Origin of the sequence: Pseudomonas sp. PDM28 (assembly GCF_019219115.1) — a bacterium.
Taxonomy (GTDB): domain Bacteria; phylum Pseudomonadota; class Gammaproteobacteria; order Pseudomonadales; family Pseudomonadaceae; genus Aquipseudomonas; species Aquipseudomonas laurylsulfatiphila.
This window is the reverse complement of record NZ_JAHUWG010000005.1, coordinates 441965-465368: the sequence shown is the minus strand read 5'-3', so window position 1 is coordinate 465368 and position 23404 is coordinate 441965. Positions and strand designations below refer to the sequence as shown.

Annotated in this window: 25 protein-coding genes and 1 tRNA gene; 8 read left to right on the top strand and 18 right to left on the bottom strand. The window is 59.3% G+C overall.

Annotated features, from left to right (window positions below):
• Positions 1–20: 20 nt before the first annotated feature.
• A complete protein-coding gene (locus tag KW841_RS14175) occupies positions 21–470 on the bottom strand; it encodes a YcgN family cysteine cluster protein (protein WP_007984794.1) in 450 nt (149 codons plus the stop codon).
• 164 nt (positions 471–634) lie between these two features.
• Between KW841_RS14175 and KW841_RS14170 the strand changes: the two genes are divergently transcribed.
• Entirely contained in the window at positions 635–1228 is a 594-nt protein-coding gene (locus KW841_RS14170; protein ID WP_218477087.1) for a nitroreductase family protein, read from the top strand.
• 123 nt (positions 1229–1351) lie between these two features.
• Here KW841_RS14170 and KW841_RS14165 read toward each other — a convergent pair whose 3' ends face one another.
• The 6 genes from KW841_RS14165 to KW841_RS14140 form a co-directional block, all read right to left on the bottom strand.
• Positions 1352–2284, bottom strand: coding sequence for a D-2-hydroxyacid dehydrogenase (locus KW841_RS14165; protein ID WP_218477085.1), 933 nt, complete (start codon positions 2282–2284; stop codon positions 1352–1354).
• Positions 2285–2403: 119 nt separating this feature from the next.
• The gene (locus KW841_RS14160; protein WP_033048390.1) at positions 2404–2697 is read right to left on the bottom strand and encodes a YcgL domain-containing protein; all 294 of its coding nucleotides are present in this window, start codon (positions 2695–2697) and stop codon (positions 2404–2406) included.
• Positions 2694–3827 carry a ribonuclease D gene (rnd, locus tag KW841_RS14155; RefSeq protein ID WP_218477082.1) on the bottom strand — a complete coding sequence of 378 codons (1134 nt, stop codon included), beginning with the start codon at positions 3825–3827 and terminating at the stop codon, positions 2694–2696. The genes KW841_RS14160 and rnd overlap by 4 nt, the downstream gene beginning before the upstream one ends.
• 120 nt (positions 3828–3947) lie before the next feature.
• Entirely contained in the window at positions 3948–4598 is a 651-nt protein-coding gene (locus tag KW841_RS14150) for a class I SAM-dependent methyltransferase (RefSeq protein WP_218477081.1), read from the bottom strand.
• Positions 4599–4670: 72 nt separating this feature from the next.
• Positions 4671–6320, bottom strand: a complete 1650-nt coding sequence (locus KW841_RS14145; RefSeq protein ID WP_218477079.1) for a phosphoethanolamine transferase — start codon at positions 6318–6320, stop codon at positions 4671–4673.
• A gap of 189 nt (positions 6321–6509) precedes the next feature.
• Positions 6510–7892, bottom strand: coding sequence for a glutamine synthetase family protein (locus tag KW841_RS14140; RefSeq protein WP_218477077.1), 1383 nt, complete (start codon positions 7890–7892; stop codon positions 6510–6512).
• Positions 7893–8377: 485 nt separating this feature from the next.
• Between KW841_RS14140 and KW841_RS14135 the strand changes: the two genes are divergently transcribed.
• From KW841_RS14135 to KW841_RS14125, 3 genes are all read left to right on the top strand, one after another.
• Positions 8378–9562 (top strand): cyanate transporter, encoded by a 1185-nt coding sequence (locus tag KW841_RS14135; RefSeq protein WP_218477075.1) that lies wholly within the window; start codon positions 8378–8380, stop codon positions 9560–9562.
• A gap of 13 nt (positions 9563–9575) precedes the next feature.
• On the top strand, positions 9576–10493 hold the full coding sequence (locus KW841_RS14130) for a DMT family transporter (RefSeq protein ID WP_218477065.1): 918 nt from the start codon (positions 9576–9578) through the stop codon (positions 10491–10493).
• Between the two features lie 113 nt (positions 10494–10606).
• Positions 10607–11545: a LysR family transcriptional regulator gene (locus KW841_RS14125; protein WP_218477054.1), complete on the top strand. Its 939-nt coding sequence runs from the start codon at positions 10607–10609 to the stop codon at positions 11543–11545.
• A gap of 3 nt (positions 11546–11548) precedes the next feature.
• Here the strand turns inward: KW841_RS14125 and KW841_RS14120 are convergent, their stop codons facing one another.
• On the bottom strand, positions 11549–11914 hold the full coding sequence (locus KW841_RS14120) for a 5-carboxymethyl-2-hydroxymuconate Delta-isomerase (protein ID WP_218477051.1): 366 nt from the start codon (positions 11912–11914) through the stop codon (positions 11549–11551).
• A 51-nt stretch (positions 11915–11965) separates the two neighbouring features.
• Positions 11966–12892, bottom strand: a complete 927-nt coding sequence (locus tag KW841_RS14115) for a LysR family transcriptional regulator (protein ID WP_015093920.1) — start codon at positions 12890–12892, stop codon at positions 11966–11968.
• A 251-nt stretch (positions 12893–13143) separates the two neighbouring features.
• Here KW841_RS14115 and KW841_RS14110 point away from each other — a divergent pair, with 251 nt between their 5' ends.
• On the top strand, positions 13144–13350 hold the full coding sequence (locus tag KW841_RS14110) for a hypothetical protein (protein WP_217837472.1): 207 nt from the start codon (positions 13144–13146) through the stop codon (positions 13348–13350).
• Between the two features lie 23 nt (positions 13351–13373).
• Here KW841_RS14110 and KW841_RS14105 read toward each other — a convergent pair whose 3' ends face one another.
• From KW841_RS14105 to dapA, 6 genes are all read right to left on the bottom strand, one after another.
• Positions 13374–13592: a DUF1508 domain-containing protein gene (locus tag KW841_RS14105; protein ID WP_218477049.1), complete on the bottom strand. Its 219-nt coding sequence runs from the start codon at positions 13590–13592 to the stop codon at positions 13374–13376.
• A gap of 235 nt (positions 13593–13827) precedes the next feature.
• Positions 13828–13917, bottom strand: a tRNA-Ser gene (locus KW841_RS14100).
• Positions 13918–14000: 83 nt separating this feature from the next.
• On the bottom strand, positions 14001–14714 hold the full coding sequence (gene purC / locus KW841_RS14095) for a phosphoribosylaminoimidazolesuccinocarboxamide synthase (RefSeq protein WP_007944067.1): 714 nt from the start codon (positions 14712–14714) through the stop codon (positions 14001–14003).
• A gap of 28 nt (positions 14715–14742) precedes the next feature.
• Entirely contained in the window at positions 14743–15501 is a 759-nt protein-coding gene (locus KW841_RS14090) for an MBL fold metallo-hydrolase (RefSeq protein ID WP_007979770.1), read from the bottom strand.
• A gap of 4 nt (positions 15502–15505) precedes the next feature.
• Positions 15506–16621 (bottom strand): outer membrane protein assembly factor BamC, encoded by a 1116-nt coding sequence (gene bamC / locus KW841_RS14085; RefSeq protein WP_218477047.1) that lies wholly within the window; start codon positions 16619–16621, stop codon positions 15506–15508.
• A 17-nt stretch (positions 16622–16638) separates the two neighbouring features.
• Positions 16639–17517: a 4-hydroxy-tetrahydrodipicolinate synthase gene (dapA, locus tag KW841_RS14080; RefSeq protein WP_007979774.1), complete on the bottom strand. Its 879-nt coding sequence runs from the start codon at positions 17515–17517 to the stop codon at positions 16639–16641.
• Between the two features lie 329 nt (positions 17518–17846).
• Between dapA and KW841_RS14075 the strand changes: the two genes are divergently transcribed.
• Both KW841_RS14075 and KW841_RS14070 read left to right on the top strand, forming a co-directional pair.
• The gene (locus KW841_RS14075; protein WP_007979776.1) at positions 17847–18407 is read left to right on the top strand and encodes a glycine cleavage system protein R; all 561 of its coding nucleotides are present in this window, start codon (positions 17847–17849) and stop codon (positions 18405–18407) included.
• 10 nt (positions 18408–18417) lie between these two features.
• Entirely contained in the window at positions 18418–18891 is a 474-nt protein-coding gene (locus tag KW841_RS14070; protein ID WP_218477045.1) for a peroxiredoxin, read from the top strand.
• A gap of 130 nt (positions 18892–19021) precedes the next feature.
• On the opposite strand, the gene KW841_RS14065 is transcribed toward KW841_RS14070, so the two are convergent.
• Entirely contained in the window at positions 19022–20092 is a 1071-nt protein-coding gene (locus tag KW841_RS14065; protein ID WP_007979780.1) for an AI-2E family transporter, read from the bottom strand.
• A gap of 31 nt (positions 20093–20123) precedes the next feature.
• A complete protein-coding gene (locus KW841_RS14060) occupies positions 20124–20363 on the bottom strand; it encodes a sulfurtransferase TusA family protein (protein ID WP_007979782.1) in 240 nt (79 codons plus the stop codon).
• A gap of 98 nt (positions 20364–20461) precedes the next feature.
• Between KW841_RS14060 and KW841_RS14055 the strand changes: the two genes are divergently transcribed.
• Positions 20462–21895 carry a M48 family metalloprotease gene (locus KW841_RS14055; RefSeq protein ID WP_218477043.1) on the top strand — a complete coding sequence of 478 codons (1434 nt, stop codon included), beginning with the start codon at positions 20462–20464 and terminating at the stop codon, positions 21893–21895.
• A 77-nt stretch (positions 21896–21972) separates the two neighbouring features.
• On the opposite strand, the gene KW841_RS14050 is transcribed toward KW841_RS14055, so the two are convergent.
• Positions 21973–23397, bottom strand: coding sequence for a DegQ family serine endoprotease (locus KW841_RS14050; protein ID WP_007979787.1), 1425 nt, complete (start codon positions 23395–23397; stop codon positions 21973–21975).
• Positions 23398–23404: the final 7 nt, after the last annotated feature.

The following is a 23404-nucleotide window of genomic DNA, read 5'->3' as shown; positions in this document are numbered from 1 at the left end:
AAAGGTTGAACCTCAGGCAGTCAGCCCGCGCGGAAAATCAGATGATCTTCCCAGTCGTCTTCCGGCACGCTGCCTTCGGCGAGCATGCGTCCGGACTGGGAAATCCGCTCGTGATGCACGGCATCGCGATCACCGCACACCAGGTGATGCCACAACGGCAGGTCCTTGCCTTCGCTGACCAGGCGATAGCCGCACGTCGGCGGCAGCCATTTGAATTCGTCGGCCTTGCCCGGCGTGAGCTGGATACAGTCCGGCACAGTGTCGCGACGGTTAGGATAATCCGTGCACTGGCAGGTTTTCAGGTCCAGCAGTTTGCAGGCGATGCGCGTGTAATAGACGCTGTTGTCGTCTTCGTCTTCAAGCTTTTGCAGACAGCACAATCCACAGCCGTCGCACAGCGACTCCCATTCCTCCTGATCGAGTTGATCGAGGGTCTTGCGTATCCAGAACGGTTCTACTTTGGCGGCCATGGTTCGAGCATCGACATCAGGTGGTGAAAAGGCCGCCAGTCTAGTGCCCGAAGCCCCGTGGGCCAAGCATTGGCGACTGTCGGTAGAACGGGCTTGTCAGTTTCTGCGCTGCCAAGTAGGGTTTTTCGTCGCTCCCACTTTCAAAACCAGCCAGGAATCTCTTGATGAGTGCCAACCCACGCGTTGCCGATTACACCATTGACCCTCAGTTCACCGATCGCTGGTCGCCCCGCGCCTTCACGGGCGAAGCCATTGCCGAAGAAACCCTGCTGAGCTTCTTCGAAGCCGCGCGCTGGGCACCCTCGGCCTACAACTCGCAACCCTGGCGCTTCCTTTACGCACGTCGCGACACGCCGAACTGGGAGCGCTACCTGGGACTGCTGAACGAATTCAACCGCAGCTGGGCGCAACATGCTTCGGCCCTGGTGATCGTGATTTCGAAAACCACCTTCACCGCGCCAGGCGCCACCGAAGAAACCCCGGCCCTGTGGCACACCTTCGACACCGGTTCCGCCTGGGGCCACCTGGCCCTGCAAGCGAGCCTGAGCGGCTGGCACACCCACGGCATGGCCGGCTTCGACCAGGAACTGACCCGCAAGGAGCTGAACATTCCTGAAGGCTATGCCCTGCACGCCGCCGTCGCGGTGGGCAAGCTGGGGGACAAGGCCAGCCTGGCGGAATACCTGCAGGCCCGTGAAGTACCAAGCCCGCGCCGTCCGTTGAGCGAGCTGGCAGCTGAAGGCGACTTCAGTCTCTAAGCCATACTGAAAATCCCTGTGGGAGCGAGCTTGCTCGCGATGGCGGCCAGTCAGTCAACATTGATGTTGAAGCTAATGGCCTCATCGCGAGCAAGCTCGCTCCCACAGTTTTTGAGAGTGATTTCAGTACCCGCGATCGAAATCCACTTCCCCGCGCAACGCCTCTCCCGCCTCAAACGCCCGCAGGTTTTCGACAAACAGCTTCACCATCATCGACGGCGAAGTCGGTGCCGAGCTGTGGCCGGTGAGCAGCAGGCCCCAGGCTGTCCAGAATGGATGCCGCTGGGGCAATGGCTCCTGACGGCACACGTCGATCACCGCGCCCGCCAGATGCCCTTCCTTCAAGGCTTCCACCAGATCCGCATCGACCACCGCCACGCCGCGCCCGGCATTGATGAACAAGCCGGTCGGTTTGAATTGCTTGAACAGCGCCGCGTCGTAGATATCGTGGGTTTGCGACGTGTTCGGTAGCAGATTGACCACGTAATCGACTTCACCGACCAGCCGCGGCAGATCCGCCAGTGAACCGACCTCGATGAACGGCGCCTGTTCCCGCGCGCTGCTGGCAACGCCATACAGCTCGACACCAAACGGCACGAGGAACTGCGCGACACTCTGACCGATATCACCGGTACCGACGATCAACACCTTGCGCCCCGCCAGGCTCTGGCCATGGCGGCTGTCCCATTTGCGCTCGACCTGGCTGACCAGCCGCGCCAGCACTTCACGTTCGTGACCGAGCATATAGGTGAGCACGTATTCGGCCATGACTTGCCCGAAGATGCCGACTGCACGGGTCAATCGATAGTGCCGTGGCAAGCCATCGGCCAGCAGCGGCGTAATGCCGGCCCAGGTCGATTGCAGCCATTGCGGTTGATGGCCCTGGCGTAACAGGGTCGCCAGCAGATCAGGCTGGCCGAGCCACACCGGACAATCCGCGGCCTGGCCGGCCAGTTCGGCGGAATCACCGCTGGTCAGCACCTCCAGGTCCGGTGCCGCCTCGCGCAACAGTTGGGCGTACACGGGGTGGTCGTGTTCAGCAATCAGGACGCGCATGCTTCAAACCTTTCAAAAACGGTGCAGACGGCAGCCGACAGAGCGCTGCTCCGTCGATACTGCCATCGCTAAAATCAATCAGTGTTTCATAACCACTCTGAACAGAGCCTGTCTGCCATTCACACCGGATCGTTGCGGCGCAACAATTCTTCCGGCAAGTGCTCGATGTACTCGTCTTCGGCAGGCGGCATTTGCAGGTGATACCCCTGTTTCTCGAGGTTTTCCAGCACGACCGCGATGTCCTCGCGCGACAGCTTGCGCTCAGGGCTCAGCACCAGGTCGAACGCATGGATGGCCTTGCCGAAGGCTGCCATCAGGGGATCCGGTACGCGCTCCAGAGCATCGCTCTTGAGCACATACAGGTACATTTCGTTTCTCTTCGAGCTGCGATAGATGGAGCAAATACGTTTCAAGGCTGTTCTCCGGCGGTGACCAGGCTGTCCAGCAGCGCCTGGCCCATCAATTCGCGGCGCCAGCCACGCAGCGAATCAGGCAATTGGTAGGGACCATTGGGGAAGCCGCTCTTGAGCAGCGCTTCCAGGGTTTTCTTGCGCAACATCAGTTCCGGCGCAATGTTCAGGCGCTCGGCCTCGGCCTGGCCGATGGCTTTGAGCTGCTTGAGCAACACGGCAGCGTCCACCGGCAGCGGCTCCGGCACGGCTGGCGGCCATTGATCTGGCGACACACTGCCAGAGCGCTTGATCAGATCAAGCAGAAACTCACCATCCTGACGCACGGTACGCGGGTGCATGTCTTCGATTTTCGCCAGCGCACCTAGATTATCCGGCTGCGTACGCGCCAGCGGCCACAACGAATGCTCGCGGATGATCCGGTTGCGCGGCAGATCGCGGGCACGGGCTTCCTTTTCACGCCAGGCGCAGAGTTCACGCAACACCGCGAGTTGGGCGCGCGATAGCTTCCAGGCCAGCTTGGCATCGCGATAGACCTCGTTCGGATCGGTCTCGCGGCGCAGGTTGGCCACCAGTTCGGCACCGTCTTCCAGAACCCAGGCGTATTTCTCGTCAGACAGCTTTGGACGCAGCTTTACGAACACCTCAGCCAGATGCACGGCATCTTCGGCGGCATAGCTGATCTGGGTGTCGGAGAGCGGACGCTGCAGCCAGTCGGAACGGGTTTCACCCTTGGGCAGGTCGATGCCGAGCACTTCCTGCACCAGGCGCGAATAGCCCATGGAGAAACCGAGGTTCAGGTAAGCGGCTGCCAATTGCGTATCGAACAGTGGCGCCGGCAGGCTACCGGTCAGGCGTAGCAGGACTTCGAGGTCTTCGCTGCACGCGTGGACAACCTTGAGCACGGCCGGGTTTTCCAGCAATGCAGCCAGAGGCTGCCAGTTGTCGATGGTCAGCGGATCAATCAGGTAGGCACGTTTGCCATCGCCGACCTGCAGCAGGCCTGCGATCGGGTAGAAGGTGTCGACCCGCATGAATTCGGTATCGAGGGCAACGAATGGCAGTTGCTGCCACTCGGCACAAAACCGACCGAGGCTATCGTTGTCGCGAATCCAGTGAATATCGATGGCCACACGGCTCTCCCTTGAAGAATGGCGCGCAGTATATATCGCCCCCGGCGATTTCCGCGCATCCACTGAAGAGCGTTAGCGAAAATGACTGCGTGACATGAAGAATAGTCCGACAAGCTCGGCCTAGCTGGTCTTACCCAGCACGTAGACTCGCATCTGTGCACAACCGGGGAAAAAATCCTGATGGCTGAGCAAACGGAATCCCGCCTGCCTGAACTCGCTTTCGACCCCGGCCTTGCTCGGTAATGGCCCCTCCACGCTTGCATGCGCGCCCTTGAAACGTCCGTCGAGGCGCACCGCGACGATCACCGTATCGCGACTGACCCGGTAAAACTCGCCCAGCATCGCCAGACGATGTTCCGGGCTGTAAAGGTGCTGAAACAGTTGCATGCAAAAAATGCAGTCAACCGCGTTTTCCGACAAACCAATCGAGAAGGCGGAGCTTTGAAAGGTCTTGATCCGCTTCAGCAGGCTTTGCGGGTGATGTGTGCGGGCATGATCGAGGATGTCCTGGGACGGGTCCGTCGCGAGGATCACCCGATTGGCATGTTCGGCCAGCACCGACCAGAAACGCCCCACCCCGCAGGCCACGTCGAGGATCAGCCCCGGTTCGCCAGCGACCTTGAGTGAATTGCGCACCAGACGCGCCTCACGCCAGAGCGTCAGCCGCCCGGCCAGGCCCGGCGCTTGCGGCTGAAGGCAGACGCGCGCGTGCTCCTGATCGTAGCGCCGGGCAATCTCAAGCTCGATGGCGGATGGAGGTTGAGCGGACATGTGCAATGGCTCTTGATAAACGTTCAACAGGCCGCAGGTCGGCAGCCACCGTGTGAAACAAAATCGGAGCACTCAATCCTTGGCCAGCACGCCGTCAGTCACCGGGCCACGACATCCGGCAAACATGTCCAGGTCCTGGTTGTAGACCTTGCTGTTGACCTCCAGCAGTCCGAGCATCGAATGGAACAGGTTGTCCTGGCTCAGGGGCTTTTCACGACTCTGTTGCAGGCAGCGGGTATCTACCGCAAACGACTGTTTATAGCTGTCGGAGAACCAGGCAAACATGGCCACATGTTTTTGCTGCTCCGGTGCCAGCATGTAAGGCGTGCCGTGGAGGAACAAGTTGTACTCGCCCAGGGATTCACCGTGGTCCGAAAGATACAGCATCGCGGTGTCCACTTTGGACTGGTTACTGCGCAGCAGATCGATCAAGGTAGACAGCACATGGTCGGTATAGACCAAGGTGTTGTCGTAGCCATTGACGATACTTTCGCGACTGCAATTGTTCAGGGCATTACTCTCGCAAACCGGGGTGAAGCGCTCGAACTCTTTCGGATAACGCTTGAAGTACTCCGGACCGTGACTCCCCATCTGGTGCAATACCAGCACGGTGTCTTTGTCCAGGGTATCGATGAAATGTTGCAGCCCCTGCAGCAGGATTTCGTCGCGGCATTCACTGTTGGCGCACAGCGCCGGGTCTTTCAGATTGCTGACGTCCTGAAGGGTGACGCGATCGCACGTACCCTTGCAGCCCGACTGGTTGTCACGCCAGATCACGTCGATACCCGCATGCTTGAGCACATCCAGCAGGCCTTCTTCGTTCTTGGCCTTGCTGGCGTTGTAGTCCTTGCGCCCCATGTTGGAGAACATGCAAGGCACCGAAACGGCGGTTTCAGTTCCGCAGGAATGCACATCGGTGAAAGCGATCAGACCATCTTCCTTACTCAGTTTCGGCGTGGTGTCGCGGTTATAGCCAAGGATGCCGAAGTTCTCCGCACGGGCACTTTCCCCGACGACAAGAACAGTCAGGGATTTGCGTCCATGAGTTTGCCAGGCCGTATTGCGCTGGGCATCTTCACCGAGCTTGACAAAGGGTTGCCGCGCAGTCGCTACTTTCTCGCGCAAGAAACCAGCCGAGGCACCAATGTAGTTGCTTGGCACCACCATCAGGCGCAACTCGTGGTGATTGCGAAACAGCGAAGACAGGCCTTGATAGTTAACCAGTGCAACACCACCAATGACGGCCGCCGAAGCAAACGTCACCAGGACTTTACTGAGCAGTTCACGGTGCCAGCGACGATAATTAATCGGTGCTTTCCACAATAACCATGACGGCAATACACCGAGCAGCACAATATAAACAAACAACTTGAGCGACAGTAAGTCGCGCACTTCCGTAGCATTGGTTTCAGCGAAGTTACGCAACATGCCGGTGTCGATCAGGACACCATACTGGCTCATGAAATACGCCACGCCCGCGCTGACCATGAACAGCAGGGTCAGGAGCGGCTTGAGCACCGGACGGAAGGCCAGCAGGGTCAGCACGATGTTGAAGGCCGCGAATATCATCACCCCGAAGGCCACGCGCATGACGATGCCTTTGCCATCGGACGTGGTGATTTCGAACAGGTGTTGCCAGAGTACAAAGTTGAAGCCAACCAACAAAAATGCACTGGCAATCAGTGTGACCCATTCGGGGCGCACGGCTTTAATCTTAAACATGAGGTTCGGCGAGTCCTGAAAAGAAGTGCCTTCGGTAAATGTGAAAATTTCATTGACCGAGACAGTTCTAATTTTAGGTAGCCAACCATCAATTTTTTGTGAAAAAGAAGCCAACAATTAGTTGGCTTATAACACCTGCCAGAAACTTCAGACTATTTGAGAATAGTTCAGCTTTGGTTCGATTTCGGCTCAAGCCTGATGCAGGTACCAGCGCCAGTCCTGCTCACCGACCTCCCCCATGAATTGGCGATACTCGGCGCGTTTCACCGCCAGGTAGACACCGAGGAACTCGCCGCCGAAGGCTTCCCTGGCCCAACTGGAACCTTCCAGCGAACGCAATGTGGTCAGCCAGTCCGTCGGCAACAGTTTCGCGGCCTGGGCGTAGCCATTGCCCTCCACCGGCGCACCCGGATCGAGTTGTTCGCGGATACCGCGATGAATACCGGCCAGAATCGCTGCAGCCGCCAGATAGGGGTTGGCATCCGCACCACAAATTCGATGCTCGATGTGCCGGGAATACGCCGGCCCGCCGGGTACGCGCAAACTCACGGTGCGATTGTCCACCCCCCAGGTGGCTGCCAGCGGCGCATAGCTGTTGGCCTGGAATCGACGGTAGGAATTGGCGTTGGGGCAGAACAGCAACAGCGAGTCGAGCAAGGTACTGAGCATGCCGGCGACAGCCTGCTTGAGCAGGGGCGTTCCATCCGGGGCTTCACTGGCGAAGAGGTTGTTGCCGTCCTTGTCCGCCAGACTCACGTGCATGTGCATCCCGGTGCCAGCCAGGTCATCGAAAGGCTTGGCCATGAAGCAGGCTGTCATGCCGTGCTTGTGCGCCACCCCTTTGACCAGGCGCTTGTAACGCACCGCTTCATCCATCGCCTGCAACGCGTCGCTGCGGTGTTCGAGGGTGATCTCCACTTGCCCCGGCGCGTATTCGGAAATGGCCGTTCGCGCCGGAATCCCCTGGAGCTTGCAGGCGTTGTAGAGATCGGCCAGGAACGGTTCGATCTGTTCAAGCTCGCGCAATCCATAGACCTGGGTGCCGCGCGGACGCCCGCCATCGATATCCCGCGCCGGTTGCGGCCGGCCATTGCTGTCGCGTTGCTGATCCAGCAGATAGAACTCCAGTTCCGCCGCCATGACCGGGTAATAGCCGTCAGCCTGCAACCCTTCGATGACTTTCGCCAGCAAGTGACGGGGATCGGCAATGGTAGCGGGCATCCCCTCAGTCGGGTGCATGCTGACCTGTACGGCCGCGGTCGGTATCAGACGCCATGGCATACGCGTGAGGCTGCCGCTGATCGGGTAGGCCCGGCAGTCGATATCGCCGACATCCCAGACCAGCCCGGAGTTTTCCACGTCATCGCCGTTGATGGTCAGACCGAGGATGGTACTCGGCAATGGCCGCCCGCTTTCATACACCGCCAGCAACTCGTCACGGTGCAGCAGCTTGCCCCGCGGCACACCGTTATTATCGAGGATGAACAGCTCGAACATTTCAATATCCGGGTTCTGCTCCAGAAAGGTCAGGGCTTCAAGCCGGGTGGCGAACGAGGTCGTGGCACAACTCATGGGAATTCTCTTTTTCCGTGTTTGACGGGTGCACAAAGGCACACGCACTTTAATTCCGGTACCTACCGGAATATGTAGGAACGATCAGCGGAAAAAGCAGGAATCCGGCGGGCGCGCATGTCGGCAATGCCACAGCGCCCAGAAGGCCAGTTCAGAAGGAAGTGCAGAGAGGCTTGGCGCGGTGGCGGGCGTGAATCGACGACCAAGGCTCGACGCACGAGCGCCGATGGTTGCCTTGAGGTGGATTGCGACTGGCCAACCGTCCATAGAGAGAACCGCAGAAAACAGATGACCCGCAGCGTCACACGATGGGTTCAGTCGTTAAATCAGGATTTGAAGAACCTTGGATGTCGAATGGCTAAACATTCAACGACGTCCGTATGACCGCACTCTTATTTAATTTCCAAATACATCACCAGACTTTCTGATTTGCGGCCTTGCGGCCTCGCGCGCCTAATCGCAACCCTACCGTTCAAGGTCCGATCATGGAAAACACCCGCGCGACTACCCGCCCTGCCCTCTGGCTGATGTTCAGCATTGTTCTCGTCGCCCTGAACCTGCGTCCCTCCATGGCCGCCGTCGGGCCGTTGCTCTCGGCAATTCGCGAGGACATCCCGCTGAGTTTCAGTCTGGCTTCACTGCTGACCCTGTTGCCGGTCATGGCCATGGGACTGGCGATGTTTTTCGGACTGCGTGTCAGCCAGCGTCTCGGTGAACAGCGCACGGTCGTACTTTCGTTGCTGATCATTGGCGTGGCCACGGTGTCGCGCCTGTTTGTCGATTCGGTAGCCGAATTGATCCTCAGCGCCGTAATGGCAGGTATCGGCATCGCCCTGATCCAGGCCCTGATGCCTGTGCTGATCAAATCCCGCTTCAGCGACCACGTTGCCCTGTGCATGGGACTTTACGTCACATCGATCATGGGCGGTGCCGCCATGGGTGCGTCCTTTGCGCCACTGGTGATGGAGTCTAGCGGCAGCTGGCGTATGGGTCTGGCGATCTGGGCCGTTCTCGCCGTGCTGGCATTGCTCTTCTGGCGCAGCCAAAGCGCGGGGATGCCAACACTGGACTCGAGGGCATCCCGCAAAGGATCGTTCTTCGCCAATTCCCGCGCGTGGTTACTCGCGATCTTCTTTGGCCTGGGCACTGCGTCCTATACCTGCGTTCTGGCCTGGCTGGCGCCGTACTACGTGGAAAAGGGCTGGAGCGAGCAACACGCCGGATTGCTGCTCGGGTTTCTGACCGCAATGGAAGTGCTGTCGGGCCTGCTGACGCCCTTCATCGCCAATCGCAGCCGCGACCGCCGCGTCGTGCTGATGGTCTTGCTGGCACTGATCATCACCGGTTTCTGCGGACTGATTCTGAACCCGCAGCACTTGAGCCTGATGTGGCCATGCCTGCTGGGGCTGGGCATTGGCGGGTTGTTCCCGATGAGCCTGATCGTATCGCTGGATCACCTGGACAATCCATTGCGCGCCGGTGGCCTGACCGCATTCGTGCAAGGCATCGGCTACCTGATCGCCAGCCTGTCGCCTTTGCTGGCGGGGATCATCCGCGACCGGCTCGGCAACTTTGAATGGGCCTGGTGGTCACTGACGGCGGTCATGGCGCTGATGATGTTGATGGTTTTGCGCTTCAACCCAAGGCACTACAGCCGCCACATCCACTGACCCGGAGCCTGCCATGAAAACCACCGGTTTCGCCGCCGCTCACGTCAGCATGCTGCTTTGGGCCTTGCTGATCGCCGCCTCGTTTTCCGCGGCGGCGCAAGTCAGCCAGGCCATCGACCCGATCCTGCTGACCGGTTTGCGCCTGTTGTTCTGCACCTTGGTGTTTCTGCCGCTGTTGCTGCGTGAAGGCAACGCCGCCATGACCGCCCGCGGGCTGCTCGGTCATGCGGTGCTCGGCCTGCTGCTGGCGTTGTACTTCGGCTCACTGTTCGAAGCGTTGCGCTACACCTCGGCCGTCAATACCGGGACGATGTTTACGCTCGTGCCGCTGATGACCCTGGCTTTCGAGGCCGTACTCATACCTGACAGCCGCCTGAAACAACGGATTGTGCCGATGCTGCTCGCCGCTGCCGGGGCGGTGTTACTGATCATGAAAGGCACCGGCCCCGGCGAGTTGCCATCGCCGTATGCACTGACCGTGTACGGCATCGGTTGCCTGGCGATGGCACTCTACGCCCCGCTCAGCCAACGCCTGAAAGCCAATAGCCTGAAGGGACGCGGGCCGGTGCCCATGACGTTCTGGAACATGCTGTTCGGCGCGCTGTTCCTGCTGGTGTTCTGCGGATTCAGTGGTGGTTGGCGCTCGGCATCATTTCTGACGCTCAAGGATTTCTATTGGCTGATGTACCTGGCAGTGTTCGCCACCCTGGCGACGTTCTGGTTGCTGCATCGGGCCATCGGCGTGATCGCGCCATCCTCGGTGATTTCCTACATCTACCTGAGCACACTCTTCATCACCTTGTTTCACTGGTTTGGGGGACGCCAGTTGCCGCTGCCGCTGGAGTTGGCCGGCGCGCTGCTGGTGGCCATCGGCATGTTCGCGCTGTTGATCTCCAGCCGCCGCGCCGTGTCGGCGATGGTCCAGCGTTGAAGGGCTCCAGGGGGAAACTTCCTGCAAGGCATTTTCCCTGTTCGCTCATTCCGTTAGGATAATTCACCCACCCTGCACAGGGTCAGCGCAAGGGATGCAGCGAGACGCAACGGATGCTGAACAGTAATTCGCTTAGAAAACTCGACATGCAGGACCTCCTGGTGTTCGTCGCCGTGTACGAGCAGAACAGCGTCACCGGCGTATCCGAGATGCTTAGCGTCAGCCAGTCCACAGTGAGTTACTGCCTGAAAAAACTGCGCAACAGCTTCGAGGACGAACTGTTCATCAATACCCGTACCGGCGGCATGCAACCCACCGGCAAGGCCAGCGCGATGTACCCTCACGCGCTGAAAATCCTGGAAAGCATCAACTTGTGTCACGCCGGCTCACCCGCGTTCGACCCTGGCCTGCAAGCCGTGACGTTCAACCTCTGCGCACCGGAATATTTCGAGCAGTTGATTCTGCCGCGCCTGTTGAAAACCTTCGCCCTCGCCGATCTTCCGGTGACGGTCAATGTGCTCAAACTCGAAGCCGATATCCCTGCCGAAGCGTTGCGCGAAGGCAGCCTCGACCTGGTGATGTGTTTCGGCCCGAACTTTCATCGCAGCCACGTCGATTTCAAATCCCGGACGCTGCTCGAAGATGATCTGGTCTGTGTGTTCGACAAATGCGCCACCCCGGCGGAACTGCGTTTGAGCCTGCAAACCTATGTCGAACGTCGACACGTGTTCCCGACACCCTGGACGTCCGCCACCAACATGGTCGACGGCTGGCTCGCGCATCAGGCCAAACAGCGCCAGATCGTCGCGCGCGCCAACAGTTACAGTGCGGCGCTGAAGCTGATTACCGGCACCGACTATGCCCTGACCCTGCCCCGGCGCATCCAGCGGCTGCTGGCCAGTACCGACACCTTCAATCACTGTGAAGCGCCCGAGGGTTTACCGGGTTTCACCCTCGACATGCAGTGGAGCCAGCGTGTCGATCAGGACAGCGCCAATACCTGGCTGCGAGCGCAAGTGATCCAGGCCTGCGCCGTGCAGGAAACGGCCTGATACTCAGTGGCTGATGGCGGTCTTGCTGTAGGAATCGCGATCGATGTCGAGAATTTCCACGCACAACTGGACTTCAACGCCGCTCGGCCACTCACACAGGTCCTGAACCACCGCCAGCAGGCTTTCGGAAAGTTGTTTCTTGATCTGTGCGGAACGACCACTCAACAGTGCGAGTTTCACATGCACGAATGCCCGCTCAGACAGAGCAGTACCGACCTTGAACGTCTCGACCCTGACCGCGCGGCTCTTGATGTCGAATTCGGCAGCAAACTGACCGGAACCCACCAGCGTATTGTTCAACCGCATCAATGCCACATCGGCATTCAGGTCAGTCAGGTTGGCGGTGTATTCCATGTGCAGGTGAGGCATGAGTTGGCTCCTGGAAGGGGGTGGAAAGGTCGTACGTATAACATGCCCTGTTCATTCGGGCAGCGGCAAAACGGCACGCTCACTCATGAACGCCTCCAGGCGCGAACGTAACCAGCGCTCGGCAGGGTCGGTATCGACATGACTGAGCCAGACCATGGACAAGTCCAGGGTCGGTGTCTTGAACGGAAAGGGCTCCTTGAACAGCATGCCCGAAGCAGCCATCGCCTCGGCGGTGTAGTCCGGCAGGCTGGCGATCAGGTCCGTCCCGGCGAGCAGTGCCGGCAACGAGCTGTATTGCGGTACCGAGAGCACCACCTGGCGCGTGCGGCCGATTTCCGCCAGCCACTCGTCGGCGTAGCCACTGACGTTGGCAGTATGGGACACCAACACGTGCGGTCGCGCGCAATATTCGTCGAGCGTCAGCGGAGTGTCGCAAGCATCGGCGCGCAAAATGCTGGGCTGGATATGCCGCAGCAACTTGCGCTTGGCATTGGCCGGCAAGCCACGGGTCTGGCTGATACCCACCGTGATATCGCCGGACGCCAGCAAGTCGGGAATACGCCAGTAATCGACATGCTGCACCACAAACACCACGTTTGGCGCTTCCTGGCGCAGCGTTCGCAGCAACGGCGGCAACAGGCCGAACTCGACATCGTCGGACAACCCGATGCGGAACGTCATCGTGCTGCTGGCCGGGTCAAAATCATGGGTCAGGCTCAAGGCCACGGACAAGGAATCCAACGCCGGCGACAAGTGCCTGATGATCTCCTCTGCCCGTGCCGTCGGCTCCATGCGATGGCCAACACGGATGAACAACGGATCATTGAACATCGCACGCAAGCGATTGAGCGCCGAGCTGATGGTCGGCTGCCCGAGAAACAGCTTCTCCGCCACCCGGGTGACATTGCGCTCCAGCATCAGCGTTTCGAACACCACCATCAGGTTGATATCCGCCTTGCGAAGTTCGTTGCGATTCATCCAGTGTTCCCTTTCCCCAAATCTGCTGACAGTTTAGGTAGCCGGGGCAACTGCCGTCCATTCAACTCAAGTTCAACAGCCTGATGCGGTTCACGTTTAGGCAAAGTGCCTGCCCACGCCTCGTCCTACAGCCTCTTCCTTTTTACCTGGAACCCCTGGCAGTTGACCCGTGGGTCCCTAAGCTCAGCGGCGCACGAGGGGAAAAACCAGCCTCGACATCCAAAACACGCGTTATCAAAAGGAGCGGCACCATGGCCAGAGACAAAGCCAAAGACGACAAGCACTTCAACTGTACCCAGCCCCACGAAGCCGACTACGTCGCCGGCTTGTACCCGCACGCAAGGGATGAAGTCAAAACGTTCCTCGCCTCGGCCTGCAAGGACAAATCCCTGCACAACTCCACCCACAAGGACGTCTACGAACTGATCAAGAGAAAACTCGGTCATTCCCAGCCATAAGCCGGATTGAAACGAAGCTGCTCTCAACGAGCAGCTTCACCACCCTCAAACTGGATTTCCTTGATCGGGGTCTGCTCACAGGTCCCCTTGATCAAATTGATTGCATGCAGGCAATCGGCCTTGTTGACGTAAGCCTCCCCGCTGGCAATCGTTTCATGATTCCCCGCCCTTAACCGCCATCGCCATTGGCTCTTGCCAGTCAGAACGGTGCCGCGGATTTGCCTGTAAATTTCAAAATACATTGCTCGCTCCATGCGATTGCCGGTGATTGCAGGTCAGTGGCCTGCGCAAGCAGCGTAAAGGAGGAGTTTCCTGGGTGATTACTTTCAATGTCAGGGGATATTTCGCACCGCAGCCCCTGAATGACAGGACGCACAATGGATTCGGGGACAGGATGTTGGCAGCAATAGTCACTGAAAAATTTTCAGAAACGAAAAAGCCCCGTAACTTTTCAGCTACGGGGCTTTTTCAATGTAATGGCGGAGAGATAGGGATTCGAACCCTAGGTACCGGTGAAGGTACAACGGATTTCGAATCCGTCCCATTCGGCCACTCTGGCATCTCTCCAACGGCGCGCATCATAACAACACTTTCGCCGGAAGCGAACCCCCTAAGCGAAATATTTCTGTGCTTTCAGATGCTTGCGTCGGTTAAAGCGGTACGCCCAGACGATTGGCGACTTCTTCGTAGGCTTCGATGACGTCACCGAGGCCCTGACGGAAGCGGTCCTTGTCCATTTTCTTGCCGGTAGCCTTGTCCCACAGACGGCAGCCGTCCGGGCTGAACTCGTCGCCCAGCACGATGGAACCATCGTGGAACACGCCGAATTCCAGCTTGAAGTCGACCAGCAGCAGGCCGGCGTCGTCGAAGAGCTTGCTCAGGACTTCGTTGACCTTGAGCGACAGCTCTTTCATACGAACCAGTTGCTCGGCGGTGCCCCAACCGAAAGCCACGACGTGGGATTCGTTGATGAACGGGTCGCCCTTGGCGTCGTCCTTCAGGAACAGTTCGAAGGTGTAAGGGTTGAGCTTCATGCCCTCCTCGACACCCAGGCGCTTGACCAGGCTGCCAGCGGCGTAGTTACGCACGACGCACTCGACCGGGATCATGTCCAGCTTCTTCACCAGGCATTCGTTGTCGCCCAGCAGTTTGTCGAACTGGGTCGGCACGCCGGCCGCTTCGAGCTTCTGCATGATGAAGGCGTTGAACTTGTTGTTCACCATGCCCTTGCGGTCGAGCTGTTCGATACGCTTGCCGTCGAACGCCGAAGTGTCGTTGCGAAACAGCAGGATCAAACGGTTAGCGTCGTCGGTCTTGTAAACCGACTTGGCTTTGCCGCGGTAGAGTTCTTCACGTTTTTCCATGATGGGCTCCGCTTGCTAAGTAGATGGGCTAGGCGATGTGACGCCAGTCGAGCCCTGAATCTTGATCGGCCAGTTGCAGCCAGTCCGGGTCGCACCCGAGGGTGTCGACAAAACATTGCCGGGCCAGCTGCGGCAGGTTGTTCTTGCTGCTCAGATGGGCCAGGACCAGGTGTTGCAGGTCCTTCCAGCCCAGCTCGGCCACCAGGAATGCCGCCTGATGGTTGTTCAAATGTCCCAGTTCACCGCCCACCCGCTGCTTGAGAAAGTACGGGTAATGACCGCGAGCCAGCATGTCCCTGCAATGGTTGGACTCGATCATCAATGCATCGAGGTCCCGGTAACCGTCCAGCACCCTGTCGCAATAGGAGCCCAGGTCGGTCAACAGGCCGAAACGCCGTAAACCGTCACTGAAGACATACTGCGTCGGTTCCTGTGCATCGTGGGCCACGGCAATGACACCGATGCTCAAGTCGCCGATTTGCAACTGCTCGCCGCCGGCCAGAAAGCCTGCGGGTTCAATCGGTTTGCGCATCCCGCGCAAGGTCCCGCGACTGAGGTAGACAGGCAGATTGTAGCGCCGAGACAGCAAACCCACGCCATGCACGTGGTCGGCATGTTCGTGGGTCACGAGTATCGCGCTCAGCTGCGCAGGGTTCACACCCAGGCGCAGCAGGCGTTTTTCGGTTTCCCGCAGGGAAAAACCACAATCCACCAGCACGTACGTATCAGCGCTGGCTATCAGCGTGCCGTTCCCTTGACTGCCGCTGCCGAGAACGGCAAAACGCATAGGATCAGCCCAGGTTGTCTTGAATCTTGCTCAACACTTTACGCGCCACATCTGCCGGCGCCACGGTGTTGATGTTCTTCTCAACGGTGACCTGGACGTTCTCGCCAACCTTGCTCAGGCGAACCTGATAACGCTCGGCACGGGCTTCAAGCTCTTCCTTGCTCGGCGCAGTGCCGAACAGGCTGCTGAGGAAGCCTGGCTTGTCGTCTTTGTTCTCGGCTTTTTCGGCCAGGTTGATGTAGTACAGGCCCAGGCTGCGGTTGATGTCTTCAACGCGCCATTCGCCTTGCTCCAGCGCACGACCTACGCTCGACCAGGCACGGTCAAGGTCGGTACCGACGTTCAGTACAGGGTTGCCGCTGCCATCTTCACTCAGGCTGACACGGCTGGGCGCGTCGAAATCACGCGAAGCCAGCATGGAGACCGAACCGCCCTTCTCCGAGATACGGCTCATGCTCGCGAGCATGTCGTCGACCAGTGCCGCGTCCAGGCCAGTGTTGACCGAACGGTTGGTGAACTCGACATCGGCGGTGCTGCCGGCAGGACGCTCGGCGCTGACCACGTAGACTTCACTGGTGTTGCGCTGCACGCCCGGCTCGATGCGCACCCGCACGCGGGTTTCGCTGTCGGTGCTGACACCGGCCGCACTCAGGCGCTTGGCCATGGCCGCAGACAGTTCATCGGAATGCTGCCAAGTCGTGGTGAATTCGCCGGTTTGCGGGCGCTGTTCATCCAGACGGAAACCGTTGTCCTGGAAGAATTGAACGGCCACAGGCCAGATTTCGGCAGGCGGGTTCTGCGCCAGGATGGAGCTGGTGCCGCCGCTCTTCTGCAGCGAATAGGGACTGGCATCGGCAGCCGCCGTCAGCGGCTGGGGACGAGGAACGACGTATTCGCCCGTGGCGGTGTCATCGGCCACGTTGCGCGGGATCGGCAACAGCGGATCCAGACGCTTGGCGGTATGGATATCCGGCGGAATTTGCATCGGTGCAGTCTGTTGCGCTTCCAGGTAATCGCTACCACGGTCACGGAAATAACCTTCCGGGCCCCAGATCCATCCGCAGCCACTGGTGCTGGAGATAATCAAGGCAAGTGCGGAAAGTCCGGCCATTCGCTTCATGCGTTGTACTTCCTCAATTAAACCAGGACGCTGCACTGGCGCAGGGCCGTGCGGAGCGTTTCGTGACAAGGTGCGCTCAGCCAGGTCAGCGGCAGGCGAATGCCTTCGTGCATCAGGCCCATTTCGACCAAAGCCCACTTCACCGGAATCGGGTTGGCTTCGATGAACAGGTCCTTGTGCAGCGGCATCAGTTTTTCGTTGATTGCCCGTGCAGTCTCGGCATCACCCTTGAGGGCGGCCTCGCACAGGTCGGCCATTTCACGGGGCGCGACGTTGGCGGTGACGGAGATGTTGCCCTTGCCGCCCATCAGGATCAGCTCGACCGCGGTCGGATCATCGCCGGACAGCACGATGAAGTCCTTGCTGACGCCATCGAGGATAGCCTTGGCGCGCTTGAGGTCGCCGGTCGCTTCCTTGATACCGATGATGTTCGGCACGGTCGACAGGCGGATCACGGTCTCGGCCTGCATGTCGCAGGAGGTGCGGCCTGGCACGTTATAGAGAATCTGCGGGATATCGACCGCTTCGGCGATGTGCTTGAAGTGCAGGTACAGGCCTTCCTGGGTCGGCTTGTTGTAGTACGGCACGACCAGCAGGCAGGCATCGGCGCCGGCTTCCTTGGCATTGCGGGTCAACTCGACGGCTTCGCGGGTCGAATTGGCGCCGGTACCGGCAATCACCGGAATGCGACCATTGACCTGCTTGACTACCGCTTTGATGACGGCGATATGTTCATCGACATCAAGGGTTGCCGATTCGCCGGTGGTACCGACGGCGACAATGGCATGGGTGCCGTTTTCAAGGTGGAAGTCCACGAGTTTGCTGAGGCTGTCCCAGTCAAGACGCCCCTGTGCATCCATGGGAGTGACCAGTGCCACCATACTGCCCGCAATCATGAAACCGCTCCTGCCGGAAAAAGAGAGCCGTAATGGTACTGGCGCCAAGTTGCTTGCACAAGCGAAGTACTGTGCTGCCGCCATTCCCCTTGGCGCCGGTTTTCGCTACCCTTCAGACTTTGATCGTTACAGACAAGCTCGTCCGTCGGGTTTCAGCCTCCATTTTCGGCATCACAAGTCCTGATCCAGCGTTGCCACGTCTCGCTCCCGCTCCGGCGGAGCCTGTTCGCAACCTGTCACTGGGGACTTTCTGAGTTCGCATCCGCAGGCTCGCTCCCGACCAATCAGCCCTTAGACGTACCGACCGCTCATCGCTTTAGGAATGCTGCATGTCCACCCCCACAGTTCGCGAACAATTCCTTGTTATCAGTGCCCTCGGCGCCAACCCCATGGAGCTGACCAACGTCCTGTGCCGCGCCAGCCATGAAAACCGCTGCGCCGTTGTCACCTCTCGCCTGACCCGTCATGGCGAATGCAGTGCCCTGGTGCTGGAAATCTCCGGTAGCTGGGATGCCCTGGCGCGCCTGGAAGGCAGCCTGCCGGTGCTGGCCAAGCGGCATGCGTTCACGGTGAACGTGGTGCGCAGCGCCGCCCTGGAAAACCGCCCCCAGGCCCTGCCGTACGTCGCTTATGTCAGCTCGGCCTACCGCTCGGACATCATCAACGAGCTGTGCCAGTTCTTCATGGACCACAATGTCGAGCTGGAGAACCTGACCTGCGACACCTATCAGGCTCCGCAGACCGGCGGCACCATGCTCAACGCCACGTTTACCGTGACCTTGCCGGCCGGTGTGCAGATCAGCTGGCTGCGCGATCAGTTCCTGGATTTCGCCGACGCGCTGAACCTCGATGCCCTGATCGAACCCTGGCGCCCACAGAACCCAATGTAAGGAAGCTTTCATGGCCGTTGCCATCGACCAACCGGTTGCCGATTTCGAAGCCCCCGCCACCAGCGGGCAGACCGTCAGCCTCGCAGGCCTGAAGGGCAAGCAGGTGGTGATCTACTTCTATCCGAAGGACAGCACGCCGGGCTGCACCACCGAGGGCCAGGGCTTTCGTGATCAGTATTCTGCGTTCAAGGCCGCCAATACCGAAGTGTTCGGTGTGTCTCGCGACAGCCTGAAATCCCACGAGAACTTCAAGTGCAAACAGGAATTCCCCTTTGAGCTGATCAGCGACAAGGACGAAGCCATCTGCCAGCTGTTCGACGTGATCAAGCTGAAAAAGCTGTATGGCAAGGAATACATGGGCGTGGATCGCAGCACGTTCCTGATCGACAAGAATGGCGTGCTGCGTCAGGAATGGCGTGGTGTGAAGGTGCCGGGGCATGTGGATGCTGTTTTGGCGGCGGCTCAGGCCCTCGACAAAGCCTGATTCATATAGCGCCTATCCGGACGCCTTCGCGGGCAAGCCCGCTCCCACAGTTGACCGGGTTGTTTTGACTGACGCGATCTGATGTGGGAGCGAGCCTGCTCGCGAAGAGGCCATCAGCCTCACCGAAGAATTAAAGCAACGGAGCCACTTCCGGCTCCTTGCGCGGCCAGGCATCCAGCACCGCCTTGAACAGCGTCGCCAGGGGAATCGCAAAGAACACCCCCCAGAAGCCCCACAACCCGCCAAACAACAGCACTGCACAGATGATCGCCACCGGGTGCAGGTTGACCGCCTCCGAGAACAGCAAGGGCACCAGCACGTTGCCATCGAGCGTCTGGATGATTCCGTAGACCGCCATCAGGTAGATGAACTGATCGCTCCAGCCCCACTGGAACAGCGCAATCAGAAACACCGGCACAGTCACCACCACGGCGCCGACATAAGGCACCACCACCGAAATCCCCACCAGCAGTGCCAGCAATGCCGCGTAGTTGAGTTCAAGCACGACAAAGGCGATGTAGGTCACACCACCACAGATGAAGATTTCGATGACCTTGCCGCGAATGTAGTTGGCGATCTGCCGGTTCATCTCATGGGCGACCCGGGTAATCAGCGCCCGCTCACGGGGCAGGTAACCGCGCACCCACTGGCCGATCATGGCCCGGTCCTTGAGGAAGAAAAACACCAGGATCGGTACCAGCACCAGGTAGATCATGATGTTCACCAGCAAGGGCAGGCTCGACAACGAGAACGTCAGTGCCCATTGACCAAACTTGCCGATTTCGCCGCGCGCCACTTCGATGGCCTGCAGTACTTGCTCATCAGACACCAGATGCGGATAACGCTCAGGCAACAGCAGCAACAGCGACTGCCACTTGGCGAGCATGCCGGGCAACTCGTTGAACAAGGTGATCAGTTGATGCCACAGCAACGGCACGACCACCACGATAAATACCAGCAACAGCCCCATGAACAACGCAAAGACCAGCCCCACCGCGACCCCGCCCGGCACACGCAGGCGTTCAAGCGTCACCACCAGCCCCTGCATCAGGTACGCCAGCACCATCCCGGCGAGCACCGGCGCCAGCATGCCGCCCAGGGTCAATACGGCGGTGAACGCCAGAAACAGCAGGACAGCCAGCACCACCGCTTCTTCATCGGAAAAATAGCGCTGAATCCAGTCGCGTAACACTTTGAACATCAATAATCCTTAGGAGCAAACGCTGCAGACTTCAGGCTTTTTTCAACCAGTAGCGGTAAACACCCGCCTCATCTTCTTCACGAAGCAGGGTATGACCGGCCAATCGGGCAAAGGTGCGAAAGTCGCGCTGCGAACCTGCATCGGTGGCGATGACCTTGAGTACCGCGCCACTGGCCAGCCGGTTGAGCTCCATCTTGGCCTTGAGCAATGGCAACGGGCAATTCAGGCCGCTGGCGTCCAGTTCAACGTCATGCTCTACAGCATCGGTCATTGCATCACTCCGGGTCAGGTGGTTGAGACGCCTAGAATATCTGGTCGCAACGCCGGTGTCCGGCTACAGTAAGGTCTTTGTCGACTAAGGCTTTGTGCATGACATTTTTGCGCCCTACCCTGCTGACGCTCGCTTGCCTGCTCGCCTCACCGGGCTTCGCCGACGACCTGCCGTCACTCGGCGACGCCAGTTCTGCCATTGTCTCGCCACAACAGGAATACCAGCTCGGCCGCGCATGGCTGGCCATGTTGCGCAGCCAGGTTTCGCAGCTCAACGATCCGCAACTCAAGGATTACGTGGAATCCAGCGTTTACCGTCTGGTGGAGACCAGCCAGGTCACCGACCGGCGCCTGGAGTTCATCCTGATCAACAGCCCGCAACTCAACGCCTTTGCGGCGCCGGGTGGGATAGTCGGGGTCAACGGTGGCTTGTTCCTCAATGCCCAGACCGAAGGCGAATATGCCTCGGTACTGGCGCACGAACTGGCTCACTTGTCGCAACGCCACTTTGCCCGGGGTATCGAAGCACAAAAACGCATGCAAGTGCCGATGATGGCGGCATTGTTGGCGGGTATCGTGGTAGCAGCCGCAGGTGGCGGTGACGCCGGGATTGCAGCCATTGCCGGCACACAGGCAGCAGCCATTCAGGAACAGCGGCGATTCTCCCGCCAGAACGAACAGGAAGCCGACCGTATCGGCCTCCTCAATCTGGAAAAGGCCGGTTACGATCCCCGCTCGATGCCAACCATGTTCGAGCGCCTGGGGCGTCAGTACCGCTACGATGCCAAGCCACCGGAGTTCCTGCTGACTCACCCGGTCACCGAATCGCGTATCGCCGACACCCGCAACCGCGCCGAACAGTTTCCAACGGGTGGCGTTGAAGACAGCATGCGCTACCAACTGATCCGCGCACGCGTACAGCTGATCTATGAAGAAACCCCGGGGCTCGGCGCCAAGCGCTTCCGCGCCCAGCTCGACGAGAACCCGAAAAACGACGTGGCGCGCTACGGCCTGGCGATCGCCCAGATCAAGGGCGGCCAACTGAATGAGGCCCGGGAAAACCTCAAGCAGTTGCTGGCCAAGGCACCCAACGAAATCATCTACAACCTCGCTCAGGTCGATCTGGACATCACCAACAATCGCCTGGCGGATGCCCAGTCCCGGGTTGACCGCCTGATGACTCAATACCCTGGCAACTACCCGCTGAACCAGATGCGCGTCGACCTGCTGCTCAAGCAAAACCGCACCGCAGATGCGGAGAAAGCCCTCGAAGGCCTGCTCAAGTCACGGCCGGATGACCCGGACGTGTGGTATCAGGTTGCCGAGACGCGTGGCCTGTCGGGCAATATCATCGGCCTGCATCAGGCCCGCGCCGAATACTTTGCCCTGGTCGGGGACTACAAACAGGCCATTCAGCAACTGGACTTCGCCAAACGCAAGGCCGGCAGCAACTTCCCGCTGTCTTCGCGGATCGACGCGCGGCAACGCGAGCTGATGGAACAGGAGCGCATGATCAAGGACATGATGGGCTGACGCCCTCGCAGACAAAAAATCCGGACATAAAAAAACCGCCTCTTTCGAGGCGGTTTTTTATTCAGCCATCAACCGGGTTATTCAGCCAGTTTGAAGGTGATGAAGCTCGCACGACCTTGACGCAGTACCCGCATCGACACCGAGCGGTTCTTTGGCAGCGCCTTGGCGATGTCCGCGAACTCCTTGGCGGAACCGATGGCCTGGTTGTTCAGGTGGGTGATCACATCACCCGGCTGCAAGCCGATCATGGCGGCAGGACCGTCCTGCACTTCCTTGATCACCACACCACCTTTGAGGTCGTAGGTTTTCTTCTGGTCGTCAGTCAGTTCGACCACGGAAACACCGAGGCGATTGCTGCTGCGCTCGATGCTGGATTTTGGCTCGGCGCCCATGTCCTTGTCGTCATCCGGAATGGCACCGACGATCAGCTCTACATTTTTACGCTTGCCGTCACGAATCACTTCCAGATCGGCCTTGGCGCCAGCCTTCAATGCGCCAACGAGGTGCGGCAGGTCGGCCGACATGACGATTGGCTGACCGTTCATGCTCAGGATCACGTCGCCGACTTGCAGGCCACCTTTGGCAGCCGGGCCATCATCCTGGATCTGAGCCACCAGCGCACCCGCTGGTTTCTCCAGGCCGAACGATTCGGCGAGATCCTTGCTCACTTCCTGAATCACCACGCCCAGCCAGCCACGGCTGACCTTGCCACCGGATTTCAGCTGATTGGAAACATCCATGGCCACGTCGATCGGGATTGCAAACGACACGCCCATGAAGCCACCGGAGCGGGTATAGATCTGCGAGTTGATCCCGACCACTTCACCGTTCAGGTTGAACAGCGGGCCGCCCGAGTTACCCGGGTTGATCGGCACGTCGGTCTGAATGAATGGCACATAGTTTTCGTTCGGCAGGCTGCGACCGACGGCGCTGACGATGCCTTGGGTCACCGTGTGGTCAAAGCCGAACGGCGAACCGATAGCAACCACCCACTGGCCGGCCTTCAGGTCCTGGGATTTACCGAGCTTGAGCACCGGCAGATCCTTGCCTTCGATTTTCAGCAGCGCCACGTCGGAGCGTGGATCGGTACCGACCAGCTTGGCCTTCATTTCGCTGCGATCGGCCAGACGGACGAGGATTTCGTCCGCGTCGGCGATCACATGGTTATTGGTCAGGATGTAGCCGTCAGACGAGATGATAAAACCCGAACCCAGGGACGTTGCCTCGCGTTGACGGTCGCGAGGAGAACGCGATTGCGGTGGCATGCCCCGCTCGAAGAATTCGCGCAGCATTGGCGGCAGGCCTTCGAGGTCGGGCATTTGCTGGCTGACTTTGCGATCCGGCAGCTTTTGCGTGGTACTGATGTTCACGACCGCGGGCGAGGCCTGTTCGACCAGTTGCGTAAAGTCAGGCAATTCGACCGCTTGGGCGGTGACCGCCTGACCGAGCACCAGCACGGTGGCAATAATGGAAAGGTAGGACTTCAAGCGTGGTATCGACATACGGCTC

Coding starts and splice junctions, on each gene's coding strand:
- KW841_RS14175 (WP_007984794.1), bottom strand. CDS start 470: ATGGCCGCCAAAGTAGAACCGTTCTGGATACGCAAGACCCTCGATCAA.
- KW841_RS14170 (WP_218477087.1), top strand. CDS start 635: ATGAGTGCCAACCCACGCGTTGCCGATTACACCATTGACCCTCAGTTC.
- KW841_RS14165 (WP_218477085.1), bottom strand. CDS start 2,284: ATGCGCGTCCTGATTGCTGAACACGACCACCCCGTGTACGCCCAACTG.
- KW841_RS14150 (WP_218477081.1), bottom strand. CDS start 4,598: ATGTCCGCTCAACCTCCATCCGCCATCGAGCTTGAGATTGCCCGGCGC.
- KW841_RS14145 (WP_218477079.1), bottom strand. CDS start 6,320: ATGTTTAAGATTAAAGCCGTGCGCCCCGAATGGGTCACACTGATTGCC.
- KW841_RS14140 (WP_218477077.1), bottom strand. CDS start 7,892: ATGAGTTGTGCCACGACCTCGTTCGCCACCCGGCTTGAAGCCCTGACC.
- KW841_RS14135 (WP_218477075.1), top strand. CDS start 8,378: ATGGAAAACACCCGCGCGACTACCCGCCCTGCCCTCTGGCTGATGTTC.
- KW841_RS14130 (WP_218477065.1), top strand. CDS start 9,576: ATGAAAACCACCGGTTTCGCCGCCGCTCACGTCAGCATGCTGCTTTGG.
- KW841_RS14125 (WP_218477054.1), top strand. CDS start 10,607: ATGCTGAACAGTAATTCGCTTAGAAAACTCGACATGCAGGACCTCCTG.
- KW841_RS14120 (WP_218477051.1), bottom strand. CDS start 11,914: ATGCCTCACCTGCACATGGAATACACCGCCAACCTGACTGACCTGAAT.
- KW841_RS14115 (WP_015093920.1), bottom strand. CDS start 12,892: ATGAATCGCAACGAACTTCGCAAGGCGGATATCAACCTGATGGTGGTG.
- KW841_RS14110 (WP_217837472.1), top strand. CDS start 13,144: ATGGCCAGAGACAAAGCCAAAGACGACAAGCACTTCAACTGTACCCAG.
- KW841_RS14105 (WP_218477049.1), bottom strand. CDS start 13,592: ATGTATTTTGAAATTTACAGGCAAATCCGCGGCACCGTTCTGACTGGC.
- purC (WP_007944067.1), bottom strand. CDS start 14,714: ATGGAAAAACGTGAAGAACTCTACCGCGGCAAAGCCAAGTCGGTTTAC.
- KW841_RS14090 (WP_007979770.1), bottom strand. CDS start 15,501: ATGCGTTTTGCCGTTCTCGGCAGCGGCAGTCAAGGGAACGGCACGCTG.
- bamC (WP_218477047.1), bottom strand. CDS start 16,621: ATGAAGCGAATGGCCGGACTTTCCGCACTTGCCTTGATTATCTCCAGC.
- dapA (WP_007979774.1), bottom strand. CDS start 17,517: ATGATTGCGGGCAGTATGGTGGCACTGGTCACTCCCATGGATGCACAG.
- KW841_RS14075 (WP_007979776.1), top strand. CDS start 17,847: ATGTCCACCCCCACAGTTCGCGAACAATTCCTTGTTATCAGTGCCCTC.
- KW841_RS14070 (WP_218477045.1), top strand. CDS start 18,418: ATGGCCGTTGCCATCGACCAACCGGTTGCCGATTTCGAAGCCCCCGCC.
- KW841_RS14065 (WP_007979780.1), bottom strand. CDS start 20,092: ATGTTCAAAGTGTTACGCGACTGGATTCAGCGCTATTTTTCCGATGAA.
- KW841_RS14060 (WP_007979782.1), bottom strand. CDS start 20,363: ATGACCGATGCTGTAGAGCATGACGTTGAACTGGACGCCAGCGGCCTG.
- KW841_RS14055 (WP_218477043.1), top strand. CDS start 20,462: ATGACATTTTTGCGCCCTACCCTGCTGACGCTCGCTTGCCTGCTCGCC.
- KW841_RS14050 (WP_007979787.1), bottom strand. CDS start 23,397: ATGTCGATACCACGCTTGAAGTCCTACCTTTCCATTATTGCCACCGTG.